Genomic DNA, 16,326 nt, shown 5'->3' with positions numbered 1-16,326 from the left:
GCGAGTGCGCCCGCGCAGGAGAGGTTGCCGTCCATGCTGGAGCTCAAAGGAATTTGCAAAAGGTACGTTACGCAGTCGTTTACGCAGGTGGCGCTCGACAGCGTGAGCCTGTCTTTTCGGGATAACGAGTTCGTGGCCATTCTGGGGCCCTCGGGTTCGGGTAAGACCACGATGCTCAACGTTATCGGCGGACTCGACCACTTTGACTCGGGTGACCTGCTGATCGACGGTATTTCGACCAAGGACTTTCACGATCGCGATTGGGATGCCTATCGCAACAACCGCATCGGCTTTGTGTTCCAAAGCTATAACCTCATTCCACATCAGACCATTTTGGAAAACGTGGAGCTGGCGCTTGCGCTCACGGGCGTGGGGCACGCCGAGCGCCGCCAGCGTGCGCGCAAGGCGCTCGAGGCCGTTGGTCTGGGCGAGCACGTGAACAAGCGCCCGAGTCAGCTTTCGGGTGGATAGATGCAGCGCGTGGCCATCGCCCGCGCCCTGATTAATGATCCCGAGATTGTGCTGGCAGACGAGCCGACTGGTGCCTTGGATTCCACAACGTCCGTGCAGGTCATGGACTTGCTCAAGGACGTCGCGCGCGACCGTCTGGTTATCATGGTCACGCATAATCCCGATCTGGCGTACGAGTACGCCACGCGCATCGTCAACCTGGCGGACGGCAAGATTACCGACGATTCTGATCCTTTCGATGTCGCTGACGCCACGCGCCGCGAGGCCAAGCCTACGCGCAAAACCTCGATGAGCTTTGTGACGGCGCTGGGGCTTTCTGCCCGAAACCTTATGACCAAGAAGGGCCGTACGGCCATGACGGCCTTTGCGGGCTCGATTGGCATTATTGGCATCGCGGCGATTTTGGCGCTGTCCAATGGCGTAAACGGCTACATCAAAAAGGTCGAGGAGGATACGCTTTCGAGCTACCCGCTTACCATTTCCAAGCAGGATTACGACCTGTCGTCCATGATGGGCGAACAGGGGGCCACGGATGACGATACGTCCAAGAACGAGGGTTCGTCCGACGACGGCACCGACGGCAAGGCTCAGGGAACCAAAAAGATCCCCGTGGTCACGGCCGTAAAGGATATGTTTGCAAGTGTTAAGTCCAACGACATGACGAGCTTTAAGGCATGGCTCGATGCCGGCGGCGACGGTATCGACAAAGAGGTCAACGCCATCCAGTACGGTTACGGCGTGACGCCGGTTATCTATCGTGCCGGCAAGGGCGATGAGAAGCCTGTCCGGCTGGTGCCCAACGCTATGACCGAGGCCATGAGCGGTGGTGCGAGCTCGGCGGCAACGGTGAGCATGGACTCCATGGGGACCTCGGTCTTTAACGAGATGATCGACGATCAGAGTCTGCTCGACAGCCAGTACGATGTCGTCGCCGGCCATTGGCCTACGTCTGCTCACGAAGCCGTAATGGTGCTTTCGAGCCGTGGAACGGTGGGCGACTATACGCTTTACAGCATCGGTGCGCTGGATATCGATGAGCTCAACGACCTGGTGAACAGTGCCATGGCCGCCGACGGTAAGATTGAGACGCCTGAGAGCGGCGCCGACTTTACTTACGACGATGCGCTGTCCACGACGTTTAAGGTGTTGTCGCCGGCCGATGCTTATCGCAAAAACGAAGAGACCGGCATGTGGACTGACATGTCCGGCGACGCCGACTTTATGACGGCCAAGGTTGCCGACGGTATTGACGTGCACATTGTGGGCGTGGTGCGACCTAACGAGACGGCCAATGCGAGCGCGTTGTCTCCGGGCATAGCCTATACGCATGCGTTGACTCGCCAGCTTATGGAGCGCGCCGCCGATTCGCAGATCGTGCAAGAGCAACTTGCCCACCCCGAGACGGATGTCTTTACGGGCAAAACCTTCGACGAACTGCAAGGCGAGGCCAAGCAAGGCGTGGATCTGGGCAGTATGTTCAGTGTGGACGAGGCGGCGCTCAAGAGCGCGTTCTCGTTCGATGCGTCTGCACTCTCGGGTGCTGCCGGTGGCATGGATCTTTCGGGCATCGATTTGTCGGGCCTGGATATTGACCTTTCGGGTGTTGGCAAAGACATCGACTTAAGCGACATCATGGCCAAAGCGCCGACCCCCGATTTCTCGGGCATCTTTGACGGTCTGGAGCTCACGCCCGAGCAAATGCAACAGGTGGGAACGCTTGCCAACCAACTATTTGAGGGCTTTTTGCAGTCTGATCAGTTTAGGGCGCTGTCACCCGAAGATCTCAAAGACGCGTCAAAGCTTGCTGCCGCATTCTCGGCGTATCTCGAGAACGATGTTGTGGCGCAGCAGTGCCTGGCACAGCTCAAGGCGCTCGGCGGCGATGCCCTGGTCGAGCGCCTGCAACAGGCGATGACCGACTATGTCCAAAATCAGTTGGCTCCGTATCTGCAGCAGGCTATGGATCAGGTGATGAAGGCGATCAGCGAGCAGGTGGCAACAACCGTGTCGACCCAGCTTAAGGCCGGCGCGGCAGGGCTCATGGACCAGATGGTGACGCAGATGTCTTCGAGTTTTGCCAACCTGGCGAGCGCCATGCGCGTGGATGCGAGCGCCTTTGCTCGTGCCATCCACTTCAACATGGACGCCGAGGACCTGAGCTCGCTCATGATGAGCTATGCCAAGGCGTCGAAGCTCACCTACGACAACAATCTGATCACGTTGGGCTACGCGGATGAAGCGGATCCCATCTCGGTCAAGATTTTCCCGCGCGACTTTGAGGCCAAGGAGCGCGTACTCGACCATATCGATGCGTACAACAAGCAGGTCAAAGCCGCCGGCCACGACGAGCAGGCAATCTCGTACACCGACTACATGGGCATCATCATGGGCTCGGTGACTGATATCGTGAATACCATCAGCTTGGTGCTCATCGCGTTCGTGAGCATCAGCCTGGTGGTGAGTTCCATCATGATCGGCATCATCACCTACATCAGCGTGCTGGAGCGCAAAAAGGAGATTGGCATCCTGCGCGCGATCGGCGCGTCGAAGCGCAACGTGGCAAACGTGTTCAACGCCGAGACCTTTATCGAGGGCCTCATCGCCGGTGTCTTTGCCATTGTCGTTGTGGTGGCCGTGAGTTTTCCGGTTAATGCCTGGGCGCTTGCTGCCAAACAGGTACCCAATCTGATGAGCTTGCCCGTGCAGGATGCGCTGGCGCTCATTGCAATTTCGGTGCTGCTGACGGTCGTTGCCGGCCTGCTGCCGGCCCGCAGCGCATCCAAAAAAGACCCCGTGGAAGCCCTGCGCTCCGAATAATGTGACAAAGGGACTGTCCCTTTGTCACATTGAGTGACATGTAAATCGAGGTCTAATACTTTTCCCGAGAAGTGAACGAGTCAAAATGGATCCCCGAAGCATCGACACTTATTGAAGGCGGTTTCCTGCGGTTTTGCCAGCCAAATCCTGCGGGTTTGGCGTCTAAGAATGTCGATGCTTCGGGGGTCCAAATACAGCCGTTCACTTCTCGGGAAAAGTATTAGACCTTGAGATATAGACGGCGTTTGCGAGCGTCAATTAGAGCGTAAGTTGCTAGTCCTCCTTTGCGGAGAGCATGAGGCTAATTTCCGGATGGGTGTACTTGTCGAACTCTTCTTTGGGCTCGGTGTCAAAGGTGTAGTACGACTTGATAGATTCGTCCTCCGTCTTGATGCTGATTTCTTCATATAGGGATCCGGCTAAAAATGCCTGTTTAAATTCATCCGACAGGCTGCATGGCGTGAGGAGGCCCGGTGTGGCAACAGAAATGTCCAACCCGTTGACCGGGGGGCGCATAGTGTCGCGATATCCTGCTCGCTGCAGGCGAGGTTGTATGCAAGGCTTGCCTCGGGGTCGATCTGACTGGTGTAATCGACGTCCGTGAGCATGCCATCTGCATCGAAAGAAAGGTAGACATAGGCTGCTTGAGCGCCGAGGTCATTATCACGCAGATAGCCGATAATGCGGTAGCCGTAGTCGTGATACGACTCGTATGGGTCGTCTGCCGCGACGCGTTTGCACACGGGTTCCAAGGCATCTTGCGCGGCGAGCACGCCGGCGACCTCCGCGGAGCGGTCTTTGTTGGTTTGGGCTACCGCAAGTCTGCTCTGTAGCTCCTTCCACTGTTTGCCCTGCATTCCAAAGCGCGGCGCAAGAGCGCAATAGCAAAAGATGACGAGTTCGATTGCGGTGAGTGCAATGGCGGTATATATGCCCGCGGGTTGGAATTCCTTTTGGTGGAACGCGATATCGTTGATCATTTGGAGCGGCAACATCAACAGGCATGCTACGAACGACATGACGAGTACGGTCGCTGCGATCTTGGGGTACGTGCAGTACCGCTGGATGCGTTTCTTTTCTTGCTCGGTGAGCAGCTGCATGGGGCCTCGACTCTCATCGTTTTTCGAGGGCGATGCGCATACGCTCTTGAGTATGTGAGTGGAGGGTGTCTGTTGTTCAGACATGGCGGTCAACAGCTTGCTGTTGGTGATCGCTTGATCGCGAACGTCCTCTTTTGGACAAGGAAAAAGTGGCGAGTGAGGGAGCTGCTGTGGGGCGGCCCTGCTTGCTGTTTGTGGGCGCCATTCACTTTCGTTGCACAGAGATGGTCGGAGGGCTGGTTGGTGTCAAGCAACCGCCTCCGCCTTGTGGGCCGCCTCGGGGACAAGGCATAATGCATGTGACAAAGGGGCGGTTCCTTTGCCGCATTGATTTGAGAGTAGATGTTGATGATTCTATCGTTGGCCCCCATGGAGGGGATTACCGGGCATGTGTTCCGTCGCGTGCATGCGGAGTGCTTCGGTGCGCTCGACTGCTATTACACGCCGTTTTTGCCGCCGCCGCGGGTGGGCAACCGCTTTGGCGGCAAGGCGTTTAAGGAAATCGATCCGGCTAACAACCAAGGGCTTAACGTGGTGCCTCAGCTGATGTCTAAGAACGCGGACGAGTTTGTGTGGGCGGCACAGGTGCTCGCCGACATGGGCTACCGCGAGGTTAATCTCAACCTTGGCTGCCCCTCGGGTACGGTTGTTGCCAAGGGTAAAGGATCGGGCTTCTTGCGCAACCTCGATGGGCTCGAGGTGTTCTTGCTTGATGTGCGTGAGCGATCGCCCTTGCCGGTGTCGGTAAAAACCAGGCTGGGGTTGGAGAGCGACGACGAATACGAGCGCGTGCTTGACCTGTACTGTCGCATGCCGCTGGCAGAGTTGATCGTGCATCCGCGCGTACAGAAGGATCGCTATACGGGCTCGCCGCGCAGAGAGTTTTATGGCGAGACGCTGGAGCGCGCGCCGTTTCCGGTGGCATACAACGGCGATATTTTTGATCTTGAGGACATGGATGCGCTGGTGGAGGCCTATCCCGGTACACGCCATGTGATGTTGGGGCGTGGCTTGCTTGCGAACCCCGCGCTGGCTCGCATGGTCAAGGGCGGCCCTGCTGCCACGGCAGCCGAACTGCAGCGCTTCCACGACACGCTGTTTGCGGCATATGCAGAAGAGATTGGCGGCAACGCGGTCTTTCGCATGAAGGAGTGGTGGTTCTACGCTAAATGCGCCTTCGCCGATCCTGCTACCGTTCACAAGCTCGTACGCAAGACTAAAAAGGTCGACGAATACCGCGCCGCCGTCGATCGCGTCTTTCGCGAGCAGCCACTTGCGCCCATAGCCCGCTTCCACGGTTAGCTAGTCATTGGGGACGTTCTTTAACGGCTAGTCATTTAAGTGCGTCCCCAATGAGTACTCGCACGCTAGAGCAGGTTCTCCTGTACCCATGCGATGATGTCGCTCGATTCGTAGAGTGGTTTGCCGTCGATGAACAGACAGGGAACCTGGCGTTTTCCGCCGACGGCGATGAGCGTCTGCTCGGCATCGGGGTCGGTCGAGATGTTGCGCTCAGGGATGGTCATACCGTTATCGGCAAGGAAACGCCTGACCTTCATGCAATACGGGCAGCCGGTCATAACGTACAGCGTGAGCTCATGTTTAGTAGCCATAGGTCTCCAATCGGTTGAGGTTTTGATTGAAATACCCAAAGCCGCCGCGGTCTATGCATGAGCTGACGACGACTCGATGGCCTGTACCAGAAACGCCGTGGCTCCGGTGCCGCAGGGCTTGTCGTAGTAGTCGATAAAGCGCTGGTCAGCAAGATAGCCGTGGGCGAGGCCCAGGTATGCTTCGTCTTGGGGCTTGTGCCCCCAGTTAAGGCCAATCCATCGACGGTGCATCGCGACAAGTTTGCGGGCCTCGCTTCCATCCGCATCGCCGTCGCCCATGGCAATCGAAAGCTGGCCCAGAATAGCGCGTTCAAGTTCCTTCATGTCGTTCCATGTCTCGGGGTCCATGTCCAGCAGTGCTTCGTTTGCTGCGTCGATCGCCTCGTCGCCATAGCGCGCCCGCGCCTCGGCGCCGTAGCGCTCCTCGTTTTCTTGCACGGAGCGCCAGCGCTCCAGTTGCGGCAGGACGGCGCCCATGAGCGAGACGGCTTCGTCGAGCGACATGCCGGTGTTTTGCGCCAGCCGCGGGGCACAATCCTCGATCATCGCCTCCATGGTGGTGTCGTAGGTGTACTTGCCGTGGTCGTAGCACCACTTGCAGTAATGGTCGGTCGTGGCGCCCACAGCATCGGTGCCGCAGTCGTCGGGTGTGAGTATCATGCCGCAGCTCTGGCAATAGTGCTCGGGCATTTCGAGCAGGTGGGACAGCGGTTCTCCGGTTACGGCGGCAATGAGCTTCATCATGTCGATGCCCGGGGTGACTTCGCCGCGTTCCCAACGGCTGACGGCTTGGCGTGTGACGAAGAGCTTGGCGGCGAGCTGCTCTTGGGTAAGGTGATGGGCGCGGCGAATGGCAATGAGCTTTTCTGCAAAGGCCATAGCGACTCCTTTCTGCTGGTTGATGGCTTAAGCATACGCGGCGGCCGGCGCCCTTCCAAGCAACCGTTGGTTGCACGACGGGAGACCGAGACGAAGAATTGCGCGCTGCACCCCCACACCTCCATGGCGTACAATGACCGGCATGGAACCTATCGCACACATACATACCGACCTGCCGCAGAAGTTCGGCATTCCGCGCAACAGCTTTTTGGCGCCCCACCTGCAGGGACGCATCGTCTTTGAGCCGGAATTTGCCTCCAACGCAGCAGTTGAGGGTCTGGACTCCTTCTCTCACCTATGGCTGCTGTGGCGCTTCGAAAACGGAACGCCCGGCGGCGCGGCTAAGGATATAGCTGCCGATGCCAAGACGCAGGACAGGTCCGGCACTAACGTCAAGTGGTCGAAGACTGTGCGCCCGCCGCGTCTGGGCGGAGCCGAACGCGTGGGCGTGTTTGCCACGCGGAGTCCGTTTCGCCCCAATCCCATCGGTCTTACCTGCGTCAAGCTCAGCCGCGTTGAGCGCACCGACGACGGCCCCATCATCCATGTACTGGGGGCCGACCTGCGTGACGGCACGCCCATCTACGACATTAAGCCCTACATCCCGTTTGCGGACTGCCACCCGGATGCGACCGGCGGCTGGATTGAGGGTGCTCCGTGGCAAGAGGTCGATGTTGAGTTCCCGCAAGCGCTTCAAGACATGATCCCGCCCGCAAAGCTCCCCGGCCTGGTCGAGGTTCTTCGCCAAGATCCGCGCCGCGCGGGCAGCAAGCACGAGCCAAACCGCGTTTACCACTTGGCTTACGCCGGACTCGACATATCGTTTACGGTTGACGGGACCAGGTTGACGGTAACCGCCATCAACGACGCGCGAGACTAGCCGGCCATTCGTCCGCACCCATCAAATTAAGCGCCAAACCCCATGCCAAAATCGCCTACGCTGGTGGACAATAACGCTTACCGAATCATTCCGCTCTGCACGGGGGCTCAGCATGAAATACGACTTCACTTCAATCATCGACCGCCACGGCATGGACTCCATCGCCGTTGACTCTTGGGGTGAGATCCCCGGTATGGCTCCGAACGCACCCGACGAGGGCTTCGACCGCATTCCCATGTGGGTGGCGGACATGAACTTCGCCACGGTGCCTACAGTCCAGGAGCACATCATTCAGCGCGCCCAGCACCCCATGTTTGGTTACTTCAATCCGCGTTCCGAGTACTTCGACCGCATCATCGAATGGCAGAGCCGCCGTAATGGCATCGAGGGCCTGGCGCCTGAGCATATCGGTTACGAAAACGGCGTGCTGGGCGGTGTCGTGTCGACGCTGCGCGCGTATGTCCAGCCGGGCGATGCGGTGTTGGTCCACAGCCCCACCTACATCGGCTTCACCAAGTCCATCGAGGCCGCGGGCTATCGCATTGTCCACAGCCCGCTTCAGCTCGACGGCCAGAGCGTGTGGCGCATGGACTTTGAGGACATGGAGCGCAAACTCGCCCAAAACCACATCCATGCCGCAGTGTTCTGCTCGCCGCACAATCCCTGCGGCCGCGTATGGGAGCGCGACGAGATCGAGCGCGCCATGGACATTTATCGCGAGCACGATTGCGTGGTGATCTCGGACGAGATCTGGTCCGATATCATTCTGCCGGGACACAAGCACATCCCGACGCAGTCGGTGAGCGAGGATGCCCGCATGCGCACGGTTGCCCTCTATGCGCCGAGCAAGACGTTTAACCTGGCGGGTCTGGTCGGCAGCTACCACATTGTCTACAACGAGACACTGCGCGACCGCATGTGCGCTGTGTCTAACAAGACCCATTACAACGAGATGAATGTCCTTTCGATGCATGCGCTTATCGGTGCCTACCAACCGCAGGGGTACGAGTGGGTGGACGAACTCAACCAGGTGCTTGCCGACAATGTCGAGTACTTCTGCGATTACGTGGACGAGCATTTTGAGGGCGTGTCCTATTCGCGTCCGCAGGGCACGTACATGGTGTTTCTGGACTGCACCGAGTGGTGCCGCGAGTATGGCCGTGATATTCAGTGGTTGCTCGACGAGGGGGCACGCGTGGGCGTGGGGTATCAGGATGGACGTCCGTTCCATGGCCCCTGCCACATTCGCGTGAATCTGGCGCTGCCGCTTTCGCGCGTAAGGGAAGCGTGCGACCGCCTAGACCGTTACGTTTTTGGGGTATAGGGGTCGCACGATTCGGGTACTGCGGATTGCGCCCGTGTCGTCAATGTGCGTGGGCGCATAGGGCGCAGAGGATTGCGAGCGCGTTTTCCACGTTTGCTACTTTTCTTGAATTTGCTTGCCGCAAAGGTGTTCAACCGTAATTTCATACAGCTGGACGCCCCTGATACTTTGCTTGATCTCCTCTTCGACCTCTTCGGCAGAAGGATAGTACTTGAGGGCAAACTGTCGGACTTTGTCTTCGACAAACGCCGGGTCATCGTTCACGAGGCGGCAACGGCCAAAAACCACAGTGCTTTGAACATAGGGTGCCCAGTCGTCGTCTTTGTACCAATCGTTGCCATAGACGGTAAAGCAGACTTTGTCGCTGCGTTTGAGTGCATCGACCTTATGCCCCGCCTTGGCTCCATGAAAGTAAATTTTGTCGTGCTCGGGGTCAAAGTAGTAGTTAACGGGAATGGCGTAAGGATAGCCGTCGTCTCCGTTGACGGCAAAAATGCCGCGTTTGCAATTAACGAGCAGCTCTCGTGCCTCTTGATCGGTGATAGCACGCTTCTTTCTACGAAGAGGTCTAAACATCGTGGGTTTCCTTTCTTTCCGCGTGCTGCGTGCACGGCGGTGGGTGGCATGTCTATATCATGATACTAGTTCAGGCTGCGAGGCCGACGGGAACATCCTATTTGTCGCAGATTGAAACGCACTTTTTTGTTGTGGAAGGATTGTCCCTCACAACTCGTCGTCTAGGGGCATTCTCGATGGCTGGTTCCGTTTGCGGGGGAGGCGTGGGACAATACCGACCAAAAGCGATTGCTTGTCCTGAAAAAGGGGGTCTCGATGAAAAAGCTGAGGACGCTGGCCGATGTGTTGCGTCAAGCCGGTTTCGTGCGCATCACGGGCCTTTTTCTCGTCTTTTATCTTCTGTGTTCAATGGCTGTTTGGCTCTCTGAGCCAACAACTCTTACGTTTGGCGATGGCCTTTGGTTTAGCTTTGAGACCGTATCGACGATCGGCTTTGGCGACATTCCGGCCGAAACGCCGGTCGCCCGTGTCATCACGGTCGTCCTGAGCGTTATCAGCATTTTTTACATTGCCATGCTCACGGGAGTGGCGGTGAGCTACTGCAATATGCTCATCAAGATGCATCAAAAGGACACTATGGCGCGCTTTATGGATGATCTTGAGCATTTGGAAGAGCTCGATCGTGACGAGCTCGCCGATCTGTCGCGCCGCGTGCGCGAATATCGCCGGCGCCAGCGCTAAAACGGGCGCCGCACGTCACGATGAGGGGGACTGAATTTGAATATCACCGTGTATCTGGGTGCCAGTATCGGCAATGACCCGGCGTTTCTGCCTGCGGTGCAGGAGCTGGGCAACTGGATTGGCGCCAACGGGCACGCGCTCGTGTACGGCGGATCCAAGTCGGGCCTGATGGGCGCGCTCGCCGATAGCGTGCTTAATGCCGGCGGGCACGTGACGGGTGTGGAGCCGAGCTTTTTTATCGAGGCCGAGTTTCAACATGACGGTATCGACGACCTCATCGTGACGAGCGATATGGCGGAGCGTAAGGCAAAGATGATCGAGCTCGGCGATGCGTTCATTGCCTTTCCCGGTGGGACGGGCACGCTCGAGGAGATTGCCGAGGTTATGTCCGCGGTGTCGTTGGGGCACCTGAGTGCTCCGTGCATCCTGTATAACCTGGACGGTTACTACAACGACCTCAAGGCGCTGCTCGGACACATGATTGATAAGGGTTTATCAAGCCCACGGCGCCAGCAAGGCATTTACTTTGCCGAGGATCTGTACGAAATCGCATCAATTATCAACGGATAAGCCTTGAGCCTGTCCCGCTGTGGCCCCCGGTGGCTCCGTTTGCAGCGCAGACGGTTGGCTTGTCTGGGCCACACTCGCTCTACAATAAAACGTATCTATGTCGACTTTGACCGCGGGAGGACCCGATGGATAAGCTTGCTAAACCTACAAACCGCGCGCTGTTTTTAGTTAGCGTTGCCGTGACCGGTGCGTTCGCAGGTGCCGCGGTCTGGCTGTTCTTTTTTGTGATGGAGCATGGCATCGACTATCTATGGACCGAGATTCCGCACGCACTGGGCGTCGCTTCGCCCGAGCTCGCCAGCGGCCCGTTTGGCTTTCTGCCGTACCCGTTTTTTGTCTGCCTGCTGGGCGGCCTGTTAATCGGTCTGTACGAAAAGATGACAGACACCAAGACCGATAACCTGAATCAGGTGATGGCTAAGGTCAAGCAAGATGGGCGCTACCCGTACGACAATCTGGGCAAGCTTTCGCTTGCGGCATTGCTGCCGCTGCTGTTTGGCGGAAGTATTGGACCGGAGGCCGGCCTGACCGGCGTTATCGCGGGCCTGTGCAGCTGGGTCGGCGACCGCATGCGTCGCTTTGGCGCCGAGTTTAGGGAGCTCACGCTGCTAGGTACCCAGGCTGCCCTGACGGCGCTCTTTACCGCGCCTGTCTTTGGCTTTGTGGCGCCGCTCGCCGGTAGCGCCGACGGCCAGGGCGAAGATGCCGACGATGAGTCTGCGTCCGACGAGATCACCCTCAAGCTGCCCAAGTCGCAAAAGACCGTGGTCTACGGCATTGCGATTGCCGGCGGTCTGGGCACTTACCTGTTGCTTGGCCAGCTTGTGGGCGGCGGCATGGGCATGCCCAGGTTCGAGTCCGCCGAGGTGGGCAACCTGGAACTTGTCTGGCTCATTCCGCTGGCGTTGATCGGCACCGTATGCGGTTGGCTGTACTTTGTCTCCGAGCACGCGAGTGAGGCGCTGTCCCATGCAATAGGGGAGCGTCCTGTCGTCAAGGCCATGTTAGCTGGTCTGGCGCTCGCCATCTGTGGCACGCTCCTGCCCTACACCATGTTTGCCGGCGAGACGCAAGCCGATGTGCTCATGGAAACCTATCTGACCATTCCCGCCGGCGTGCTTATCGCGACCGGTCTTGTCAAGGCTATGCTGACCCCCGCCCTCATCAATATGGGCTGGCGTGGCGGTCACTTCTTCCCGGTTATCTTCTCGGGCGTAAGCCTGGGCTATGGCCTTGCCATCCTCACCGGCGCCGATCCGGTCTTTTGCGTCGCCGTCTGCACGGCATCGACGATGGGCGCCGTCATGCGCCAACCCGTTATGGTCGTGGGCCTGCTGCTCATGTGCTTCCCGCTCAAGGGCATCGTCTGCATGATCATCGCCGCAGCCATCGCGGCCGGCATTCCGCTGCCCAAGCCGCTGCGCAAGTAGCATATTGCGCTTTGCGTTTGTTCAGAACTCGTTTTGAAGAAGCCGCGCGAGGCCATTTGTTTACGGCCTCGCGCGGCTAATGTTTAGAGCTTTCTCAGCACAATGGCGATGGTGTTGAGGTATTCGAGCGCACCGGCTTCAACGGCAGCGCGGTCGCCTGCTGCGTACTCGTTGTCGCAGGCGAGCCAGTCTTTCCATGCTTCGTCCGTGCAGAGCATAGGCTGCATCGAGACAATCTCGACGCCGGGGGTCGGCTCGATCATGGCGCGCCACCAGGCTATGTCGTGCATATAGTCGAGCTGCTCGGGTTTCCAGGATTTGAGCAGGCAAACGGGCAGGTTGTCGTGGCAGTCGCGAACCATGCCGGGGATGCTTAAGTAGAGCATCCCGCCTTGCTTTACGTAGGGGAGTAGGCGCTCACCCAGATAGTGTGGGTCACGGCCGTAGTAGTTGTACGAGTCGATACTTACGACCGCATCAAAATAGTCGTGCTCAAACGGCAGCCCCTGCGAGGCGTCTGCCTTAACAGGGTGAATCGTGTCGCGCGAGATACCGAGCGAATCGAAGAACGCACGGTTTTCGACGGGGTCGCTCCACAGATCGACAGCGTAGGTGTCAAACCCGTATTCGCGGGCGAGTAGGGCGCTGGTGATACCGGTGCCCGATCCAAGGTCGCAGACGCGGACGCCGCAGGGGATATGCACATCGCGAAGCAGCTCTTCGCAGAGCTTGAGGGGATTGGGGCCCATAATCTTAGAGCGTACGAGTGTCGCGCCGAAGCTAGTTGCTTTTGGGAAGGATTGAGATTCCTGGGTTTGCATTGTTCTTTCCTATCAGGTGCAAAAATGGCAGATGACGGAGGCGGAACGGCGCAACAAACCACGGCCGTTGGACGGCCGTTTTCGTGGTTCTATGCGATTGACCGTTCCCTAAAGAACAATGACCAAAAAGACATCCCCTTGGATGATCGAGACTGAGCCGAGGCCCGTGACGTTTATATTGTAAAACGTCACGGGCGTGCCGGGATATGCCGTTTATCACGGATTTGCGAGCGTCTAGATCTCGCTTGGCATCGGCGCTATTTCCAAATCGCGAGCGCGGCGGTGCCCAGGACGATGAAGGCGAGACCGATAGCGCTGCGCCGTGAGAGTTTTTCGTTGAATGCCAGGCGCGCAAATAGTACCGATACGACAATCGATAGTTTGTCGATCTGCACCACGACGCTCACCTGGCCTGTGGCGATGGCGTAGTAGCACAGCAGCCACGATGCGCCAGTCGCAATGCCCGATGCCGCGAGAAATACGAGTTCGTAGCGGTCTACGTGCACGGCTTGGCCCATCTTGCCTTTAGCTGCCACGATTGCCCATGCCATAACCAGTACCACACAGGTACGGATTGCCGTGGCCAGGTTGGAATCGACGCCTTCGATGCCAACCTTGGCAAGGATGGACGTGAGCGCCGCGAACACGGCGGCGCCGAGGGCGTAAGCGAGCCAGGTCCGGTCTTGCTGCCGCTCGGATCCGGCAAACTGCTTCTTCTCGATCATTAAAAACGTACCGAGGGTGATGACAGCGGTTCCCACGAGCTTAACCGCAAGGTTGCTCGTCTCGCCAAAAAGCACGATGGCGATCAGTGCAGCGAGTACGGTGCTCATCTTGTCGACCGGTACGACCTTATTGACGTCTCCGATGCCCAACGCCTTAAAGTAACAGATCCACGAAGCACCGGTAGCGAGTCCCGAGAGGACGAGAAAGAGCCAAGATCTGGGTTCGATGCTGCCGATGGTTCCAATGGATCCAGAAATGCCCGCCATTGCCCAGGCGAAAACGAGCACCACGCAGGTGCGAATGGCCGTCGCGACATCGGAGTCGGTCTGCTTGATGCCGCATTTGGCCAGGACTGATGTGACGCCGGCAAAGAAAGCCGACACAAATGCTGCTGCGACCCACGACACGGGTGAAATGCCTCCCCAAAGAACGACCGCGCCAGATTTACGGCGCTCGTCCGATGATACCGTCCCGCCATGAAGCTTTGATATCGCTGTGGTGAGACAGGGGCCATAGTTTGAGAGGGCATTTGGTTAAGGCTCGAATCGAAGGTGAATGGTTTTCCGCGAAGTGAACGAGTAAATCTGGACCCCTGGAACATGCGCACTTTTTTCGAACAAAACTGCAGGATTCTTAGACAAAAACCGCAGGAATTGAGTCCTTAAAAATGTCGATGTTACAGGGCACTGTTTTTACTCGTTCACTTCTCGGAAAAGTATTCACCTTCGATATGCTGACGGTGTCTTTTTGGTTGCCAAGAACTAGACGGCCTGCTGTGAAGGGCGGTGGTGACGCTATGCCGCCTCGTTTCATTGAAAAAATAAGCGGGGTACCACCTAAGCTTTTTTAGCCGTCGATTACAGATCGCGTACTCGATAAACCTTGGTGCTGACAGCGCAGCTGATTACACATAGTGCGAGCGCCAGTACTGCAGTTCCTGCACACAGGCAGCCAAGGACGGTGGGATCGGGATTCGCCCCGACAATCGACATGAGCCAGTTGCTGATGGGGTTGGAGGAGCTCAACGTGGCCATGGCAAGGCATCCGAGCAGGGCAAACAGGCCAACGGATAGGCGCAGCGCCTCCATATGTCCAAATCGAAAGAACAGCGGCTGCGCCAAAAACACCATCATGAGGGAGATGAGCATCGATGCTGCCGAGGCGATTGCGATTTCAAAGACCGTCTGTCCGGTCGAAGGAATGCCCGCGCTGTTGAAGAGCGGGATGGAGGCGATGCTCAAAAGCGTGGCGGCGCACGTCATGACGGCCGAGAAGACAACGATGCTCAGGTAGCGTGCGCAGATGATGTCTTTGCGCGAGAGGGGCAGCGTTGCCCGATAGCGCTCCCATCCGTTTTGATTGTCGAAGCCTGCCAGCGAGCTCATGATCATGATAGGTGACATGGCGCTGAGCGCGCAGGCGCCGGCACTCATGCCGGAGTCGCCACCTGACGTGTTGGCGAGGGTCAGCACAACGAATATGAACAGGCCGACGCCCGCTATGCTTGGGACAAGCGTGCGAACGATGGCGAGCTCGGACATAAAGGCGCGTTTCATTTCGAAGCCCCTTTCAGCGTGAGGCGTAGATAATCGTCAATGGTTGCCCGATCGCAGGGAATCTCGGGGAAGGCCTCGAGCGTTTCGCGACGGTTGGGCACGAGCACGTCCACGCTATAAGCGTGGTGGGCGGCACGGGCACCTTCGACGCAAGCCATAAGCTCCGCGGCCTGCGCTTGGGTACAGTGGGCGATGCCGGCGCGGTCGGTAATGTCCTCGCGCGGCAGGTCAAACACAATCGAGCCATTATCGATGCAGATGATGCGGTCGGCGGCGCGATCGAGGTCGGACGTAATGTGACTCGAGAGCAGCACGCTGTGTTGGCCGTCGGCGACAAAGGCAAGCAGCTCATCAAGCAGTTCCTCGCGCGCCATGGGATCAAGCCCCGCGGTGGCTTCGTCCAAAACGAGCAGCTTGGCCTTGTGGCTGAGCGCACAGGCAAGCTGCAGCTTCATGCCCATGCCGCGGGAGAGGTCCTTGACCTTCGCCTTGGGATCCAAGCCAAATCGGTCGATGAGGCTGGCGAAGGTGTCGTGGCTCCAGGTGGGGTACGCCGGGCTTACGAGTGCCTCAACTTCGGTCACCTTGAGTGTGGAAGGGAAAGGACACGTGTCCAGCACGAGGCCGATACGGGCGTGCAAGCAGCGCTGCACTTCACCGGGTGCGTCGGCGCCACAGCACTGCCCAAACAGGTGCACCTCGCCGGCATCGAGCTTTATAAGCCCGAGCGCGGCGCGAATGGTCGTTGTCTTGCCGGCGCCGTTTGCGCCCACAAAGCCAACAATCTGGCCGGGCTCCACGGCGAGCGTGACATCGCGTAGTGAAAAGCGGTCGCTTACAGCACGTGAGATGCCTTTGAGTTCAAGCAAGTTTTGCATGGTA

At 58.1% G+C, this 16,326-nt stretch carries 16 protein-coding genes; 8 read left to right on the top strand and 8 right to left on the bottom strand.

What is annotated here, in order from left to right; all coding sequences use genetic code 11:
- Positions 1-33 precede the first annotated feature (33 nt).
- Positions 34-471: an ABC transporter ATP-binding protein gene (locus tag ACTNBB_RS00245; RefSeq protein ID WP_441056329.1), complete on the top strand. Its 438-nt coding sequence runs from the start codon at positions 34-36 to the stop codon at positions 469-471.
- The gene (locus ACTNBB_RS00240; protein WP_441056328.1) at positions 472-3,288 is read left to right on the top strand and encodes an FtsX-like permease family protein; all 2,817 of its coding nucleotides are present in this window, start codon (positions 472-474) and stop codon (positions 3,286-3,288) included.
- A gap of 419 nt (positions 3,289-3,707) precedes the next feature.
- Here the strand turns inward: ACTNBB_RS00240 and ACTNBB_RS00235 are convergent, their stop codons facing one another.
- Entirely contained in the window at positions 3,708-4,388 is a 681-nt protein-coding gene (locus ACTNBB_RS00235; RefSeq protein ID WP_441056327.1) for a hypothetical protein, read from the bottom strand.
- 348 nt (positions 4,389-4,736) lie between these two features.
- Between ACTNBB_RS00235 and ACTNBB_RS00230 the strand changes: the two genes are divergently transcribed.
- Positions 4,737-5,690 (top strand): tRNA dihydrouridine synthase, encoded by a 954-nt coding sequence (locus tag ACTNBB_RS00230; protein ID WP_441070956.1) that lies wholly within the window; start codon positions 4,737-4,739, stop codon positions 5,688-5,690.
- A 65-nt stretch (positions 5,691-5,755) separates the two neighbouring features.
- Here the strand turns inward: ACTNBB_RS00230 and ACTNBB_RS00225 are convergent, their stop codons facing one another.
- A complete protein-coding gene (locus tag ACTNBB_RS00225; RefSeq protein ID WP_441056325.1) occupies positions 5,756-6,001 on the bottom strand; it encodes a glutaredoxin family protein in 246 nt (81 codons plus the stop codon).
- A 51-nt stretch (positions 6,002-6,052) separates the two neighbouring features.
- Positions 6,053-6,880, bottom strand: a complete 828-nt coding sequence (locus tag ACTNBB_RS00220) for a TipAS antibiotic-recognition domain-containing protein (RefSeq protein ID WP_154516952.1) — start codon at positions 6,878-6,880, stop codon at positions 6,053-6,055.
- 142 nt (positions 6,881-7,022) lie between these two features.
- Between ACTNBB_RS00220 and tsaA the strand changes: the two genes are divergently transcribed.
- Positions 7,023-7,760, top strand: a complete 738-nt coding sequence (gene tsaA / locus ACTNBB_RS00215; RefSeq protein ID WP_441056324.1) for a tRNA (N6-threonylcarbamoyladenosine(37)-N6)-methyltransferase TrmO — start codon at positions 7,023-7,025, stop codon at positions 7,758-7,760.
- 112 nt (positions 7,761-7,872) lie between these two features.
- Positions 7,873-9,084 carry a MalY/PatB family protein gene (locus ACTNBB_RS00210; protein ID WP_441056323.1) on the top strand — a complete coding sequence of 404 codons (1,212 nt, stop codon included), beginning with the start codon at positions 7,873-7,875 and terminating at the stop codon, positions 9,082-9,084.
- Between the two features lie 96 nt (positions 9,085-9,180).
- On the opposite strand, the gene ACTNBB_RS00205 is transcribed toward ACTNBB_RS00210, so the two are convergent.
- Positions 9,181-9,660: a pyridoxamine 5'-phosphate oxidase family protein gene (locus ACTNBB_RS00205; protein WP_154516961.1), complete on the bottom strand. Its 480-nt coding sequence runs from the start codon at positions 9,658-9,660 to the stop codon at positions 9,181-9,183.
- Positions 9,661-9,915: 255 nt separating this feature from the next.
- On the opposite strand from ACTNBB_RS00205, the gene ACTNBB_RS00200 reads away from it, so the two are divergent.
- The 3 genes from ACTNBB_RS00200 (at position 9,916) to ACTNBB_RS00190 (ending at position 12,341) form a co-directional block, all read left to right on the top strand.
- Positions 9,916-10,341, top strand: a complete 426-nt coding sequence (locus ACTNBB_RS00200; protein WP_154516963.1) for a potassium channel family protein — start codon at positions 9,916-9,918, stop codon at positions 10,339-10,341.
- A gap of 36 nt (positions 10,342-10,377) precedes the next feature.
- A complete protein-coding gene (locus ACTNBB_RS00195; RefSeq protein WP_427719368.1) occupies positions 10,378-10,911 on the top strand; it encodes a TIGR00730 family Rossman fold protein in 534 nt (177 codons plus the stop codon).
- Positions 10,912-11,036: 125 nt separating this feature from the next.
- A complete protein-coding gene (locus ACTNBB_RS00190; protein ID WP_441056322.1) occupies positions 11,037-12,341 on the top strand; it encodes a chloride channel protein in 1,305 nt (434 codons plus the stop codon).
- An 83-nt stretch (positions 12,342-12,424) separates the two neighbouring features.
- On the opposite strand, the gene ACTNBB_RS00185 is transcribed toward ACTNBB_RS00190, so the two are convergent.
- The 4 genes from ACTNBB_RS00185 to ACTNBB_RS00170 form a co-directional block, all read right to left on the bottom strand.
- A complete protein-coding gene (locus tag ACTNBB_RS00185) occupies positions 12,425-13,162 on the bottom strand; it encodes an SAM-dependent methyltransferase (protein WP_441070954.1) in 738 nt (245 codons plus the stop codon).
- Positions 13,163-13,419: 257 nt separating this feature from the next.
- Positions 13,420-14,295 carry an EamA family transporter gene (locus ACTNBB_RS00180; protein WP_441056320.1) on the bottom strand — a complete coding sequence of 292 codons (876 nt, stop codon included), beginning with the start codon at positions 14,293-14,295 and terminating at the stop codon, positions 13,420-13,422.
- Between the two features lie 450 nt (positions 14,296-14,745).
- Positions 14,746-15,444: an ABC-2 transporter permease gene (locus ACTNBB_RS00175; RefSeq protein ID WP_441056319.1), complete on the bottom strand. Its 699-nt coding sequence runs from the start codon at positions 15,442-15,444 to the stop codon at positions 14,746-14,748.
- A complete protein-coding gene (locus ACTNBB_RS00170) occupies positions 15,441-16,322 on the bottom strand; it encodes an ABC transporter ATP-binding protein (RefSeq protein WP_441056318.1) in 882 nt (293 codons plus the stop codon). Before ACTNBB_RS00170 ends, ACTNBB_RS00175 begins: the two co-directional genes overlap by 4 nt.
- Between the last annotated feature and the right edge of the window lie 4 nt (positions 16,323-16,326).

This window comes from Collinsella sp. HCP28S3_B9 (assembly GCF_052066095.1).
Taxonomy (GTDB): Bacteria; Actinomycetota; Coriobacteriia; order Coriobacteriales; family Coriobacteriaceae; genus Collinsella.
This window is presented reverse-complemented; position numbering and strand designations above follow the sequence as displayed.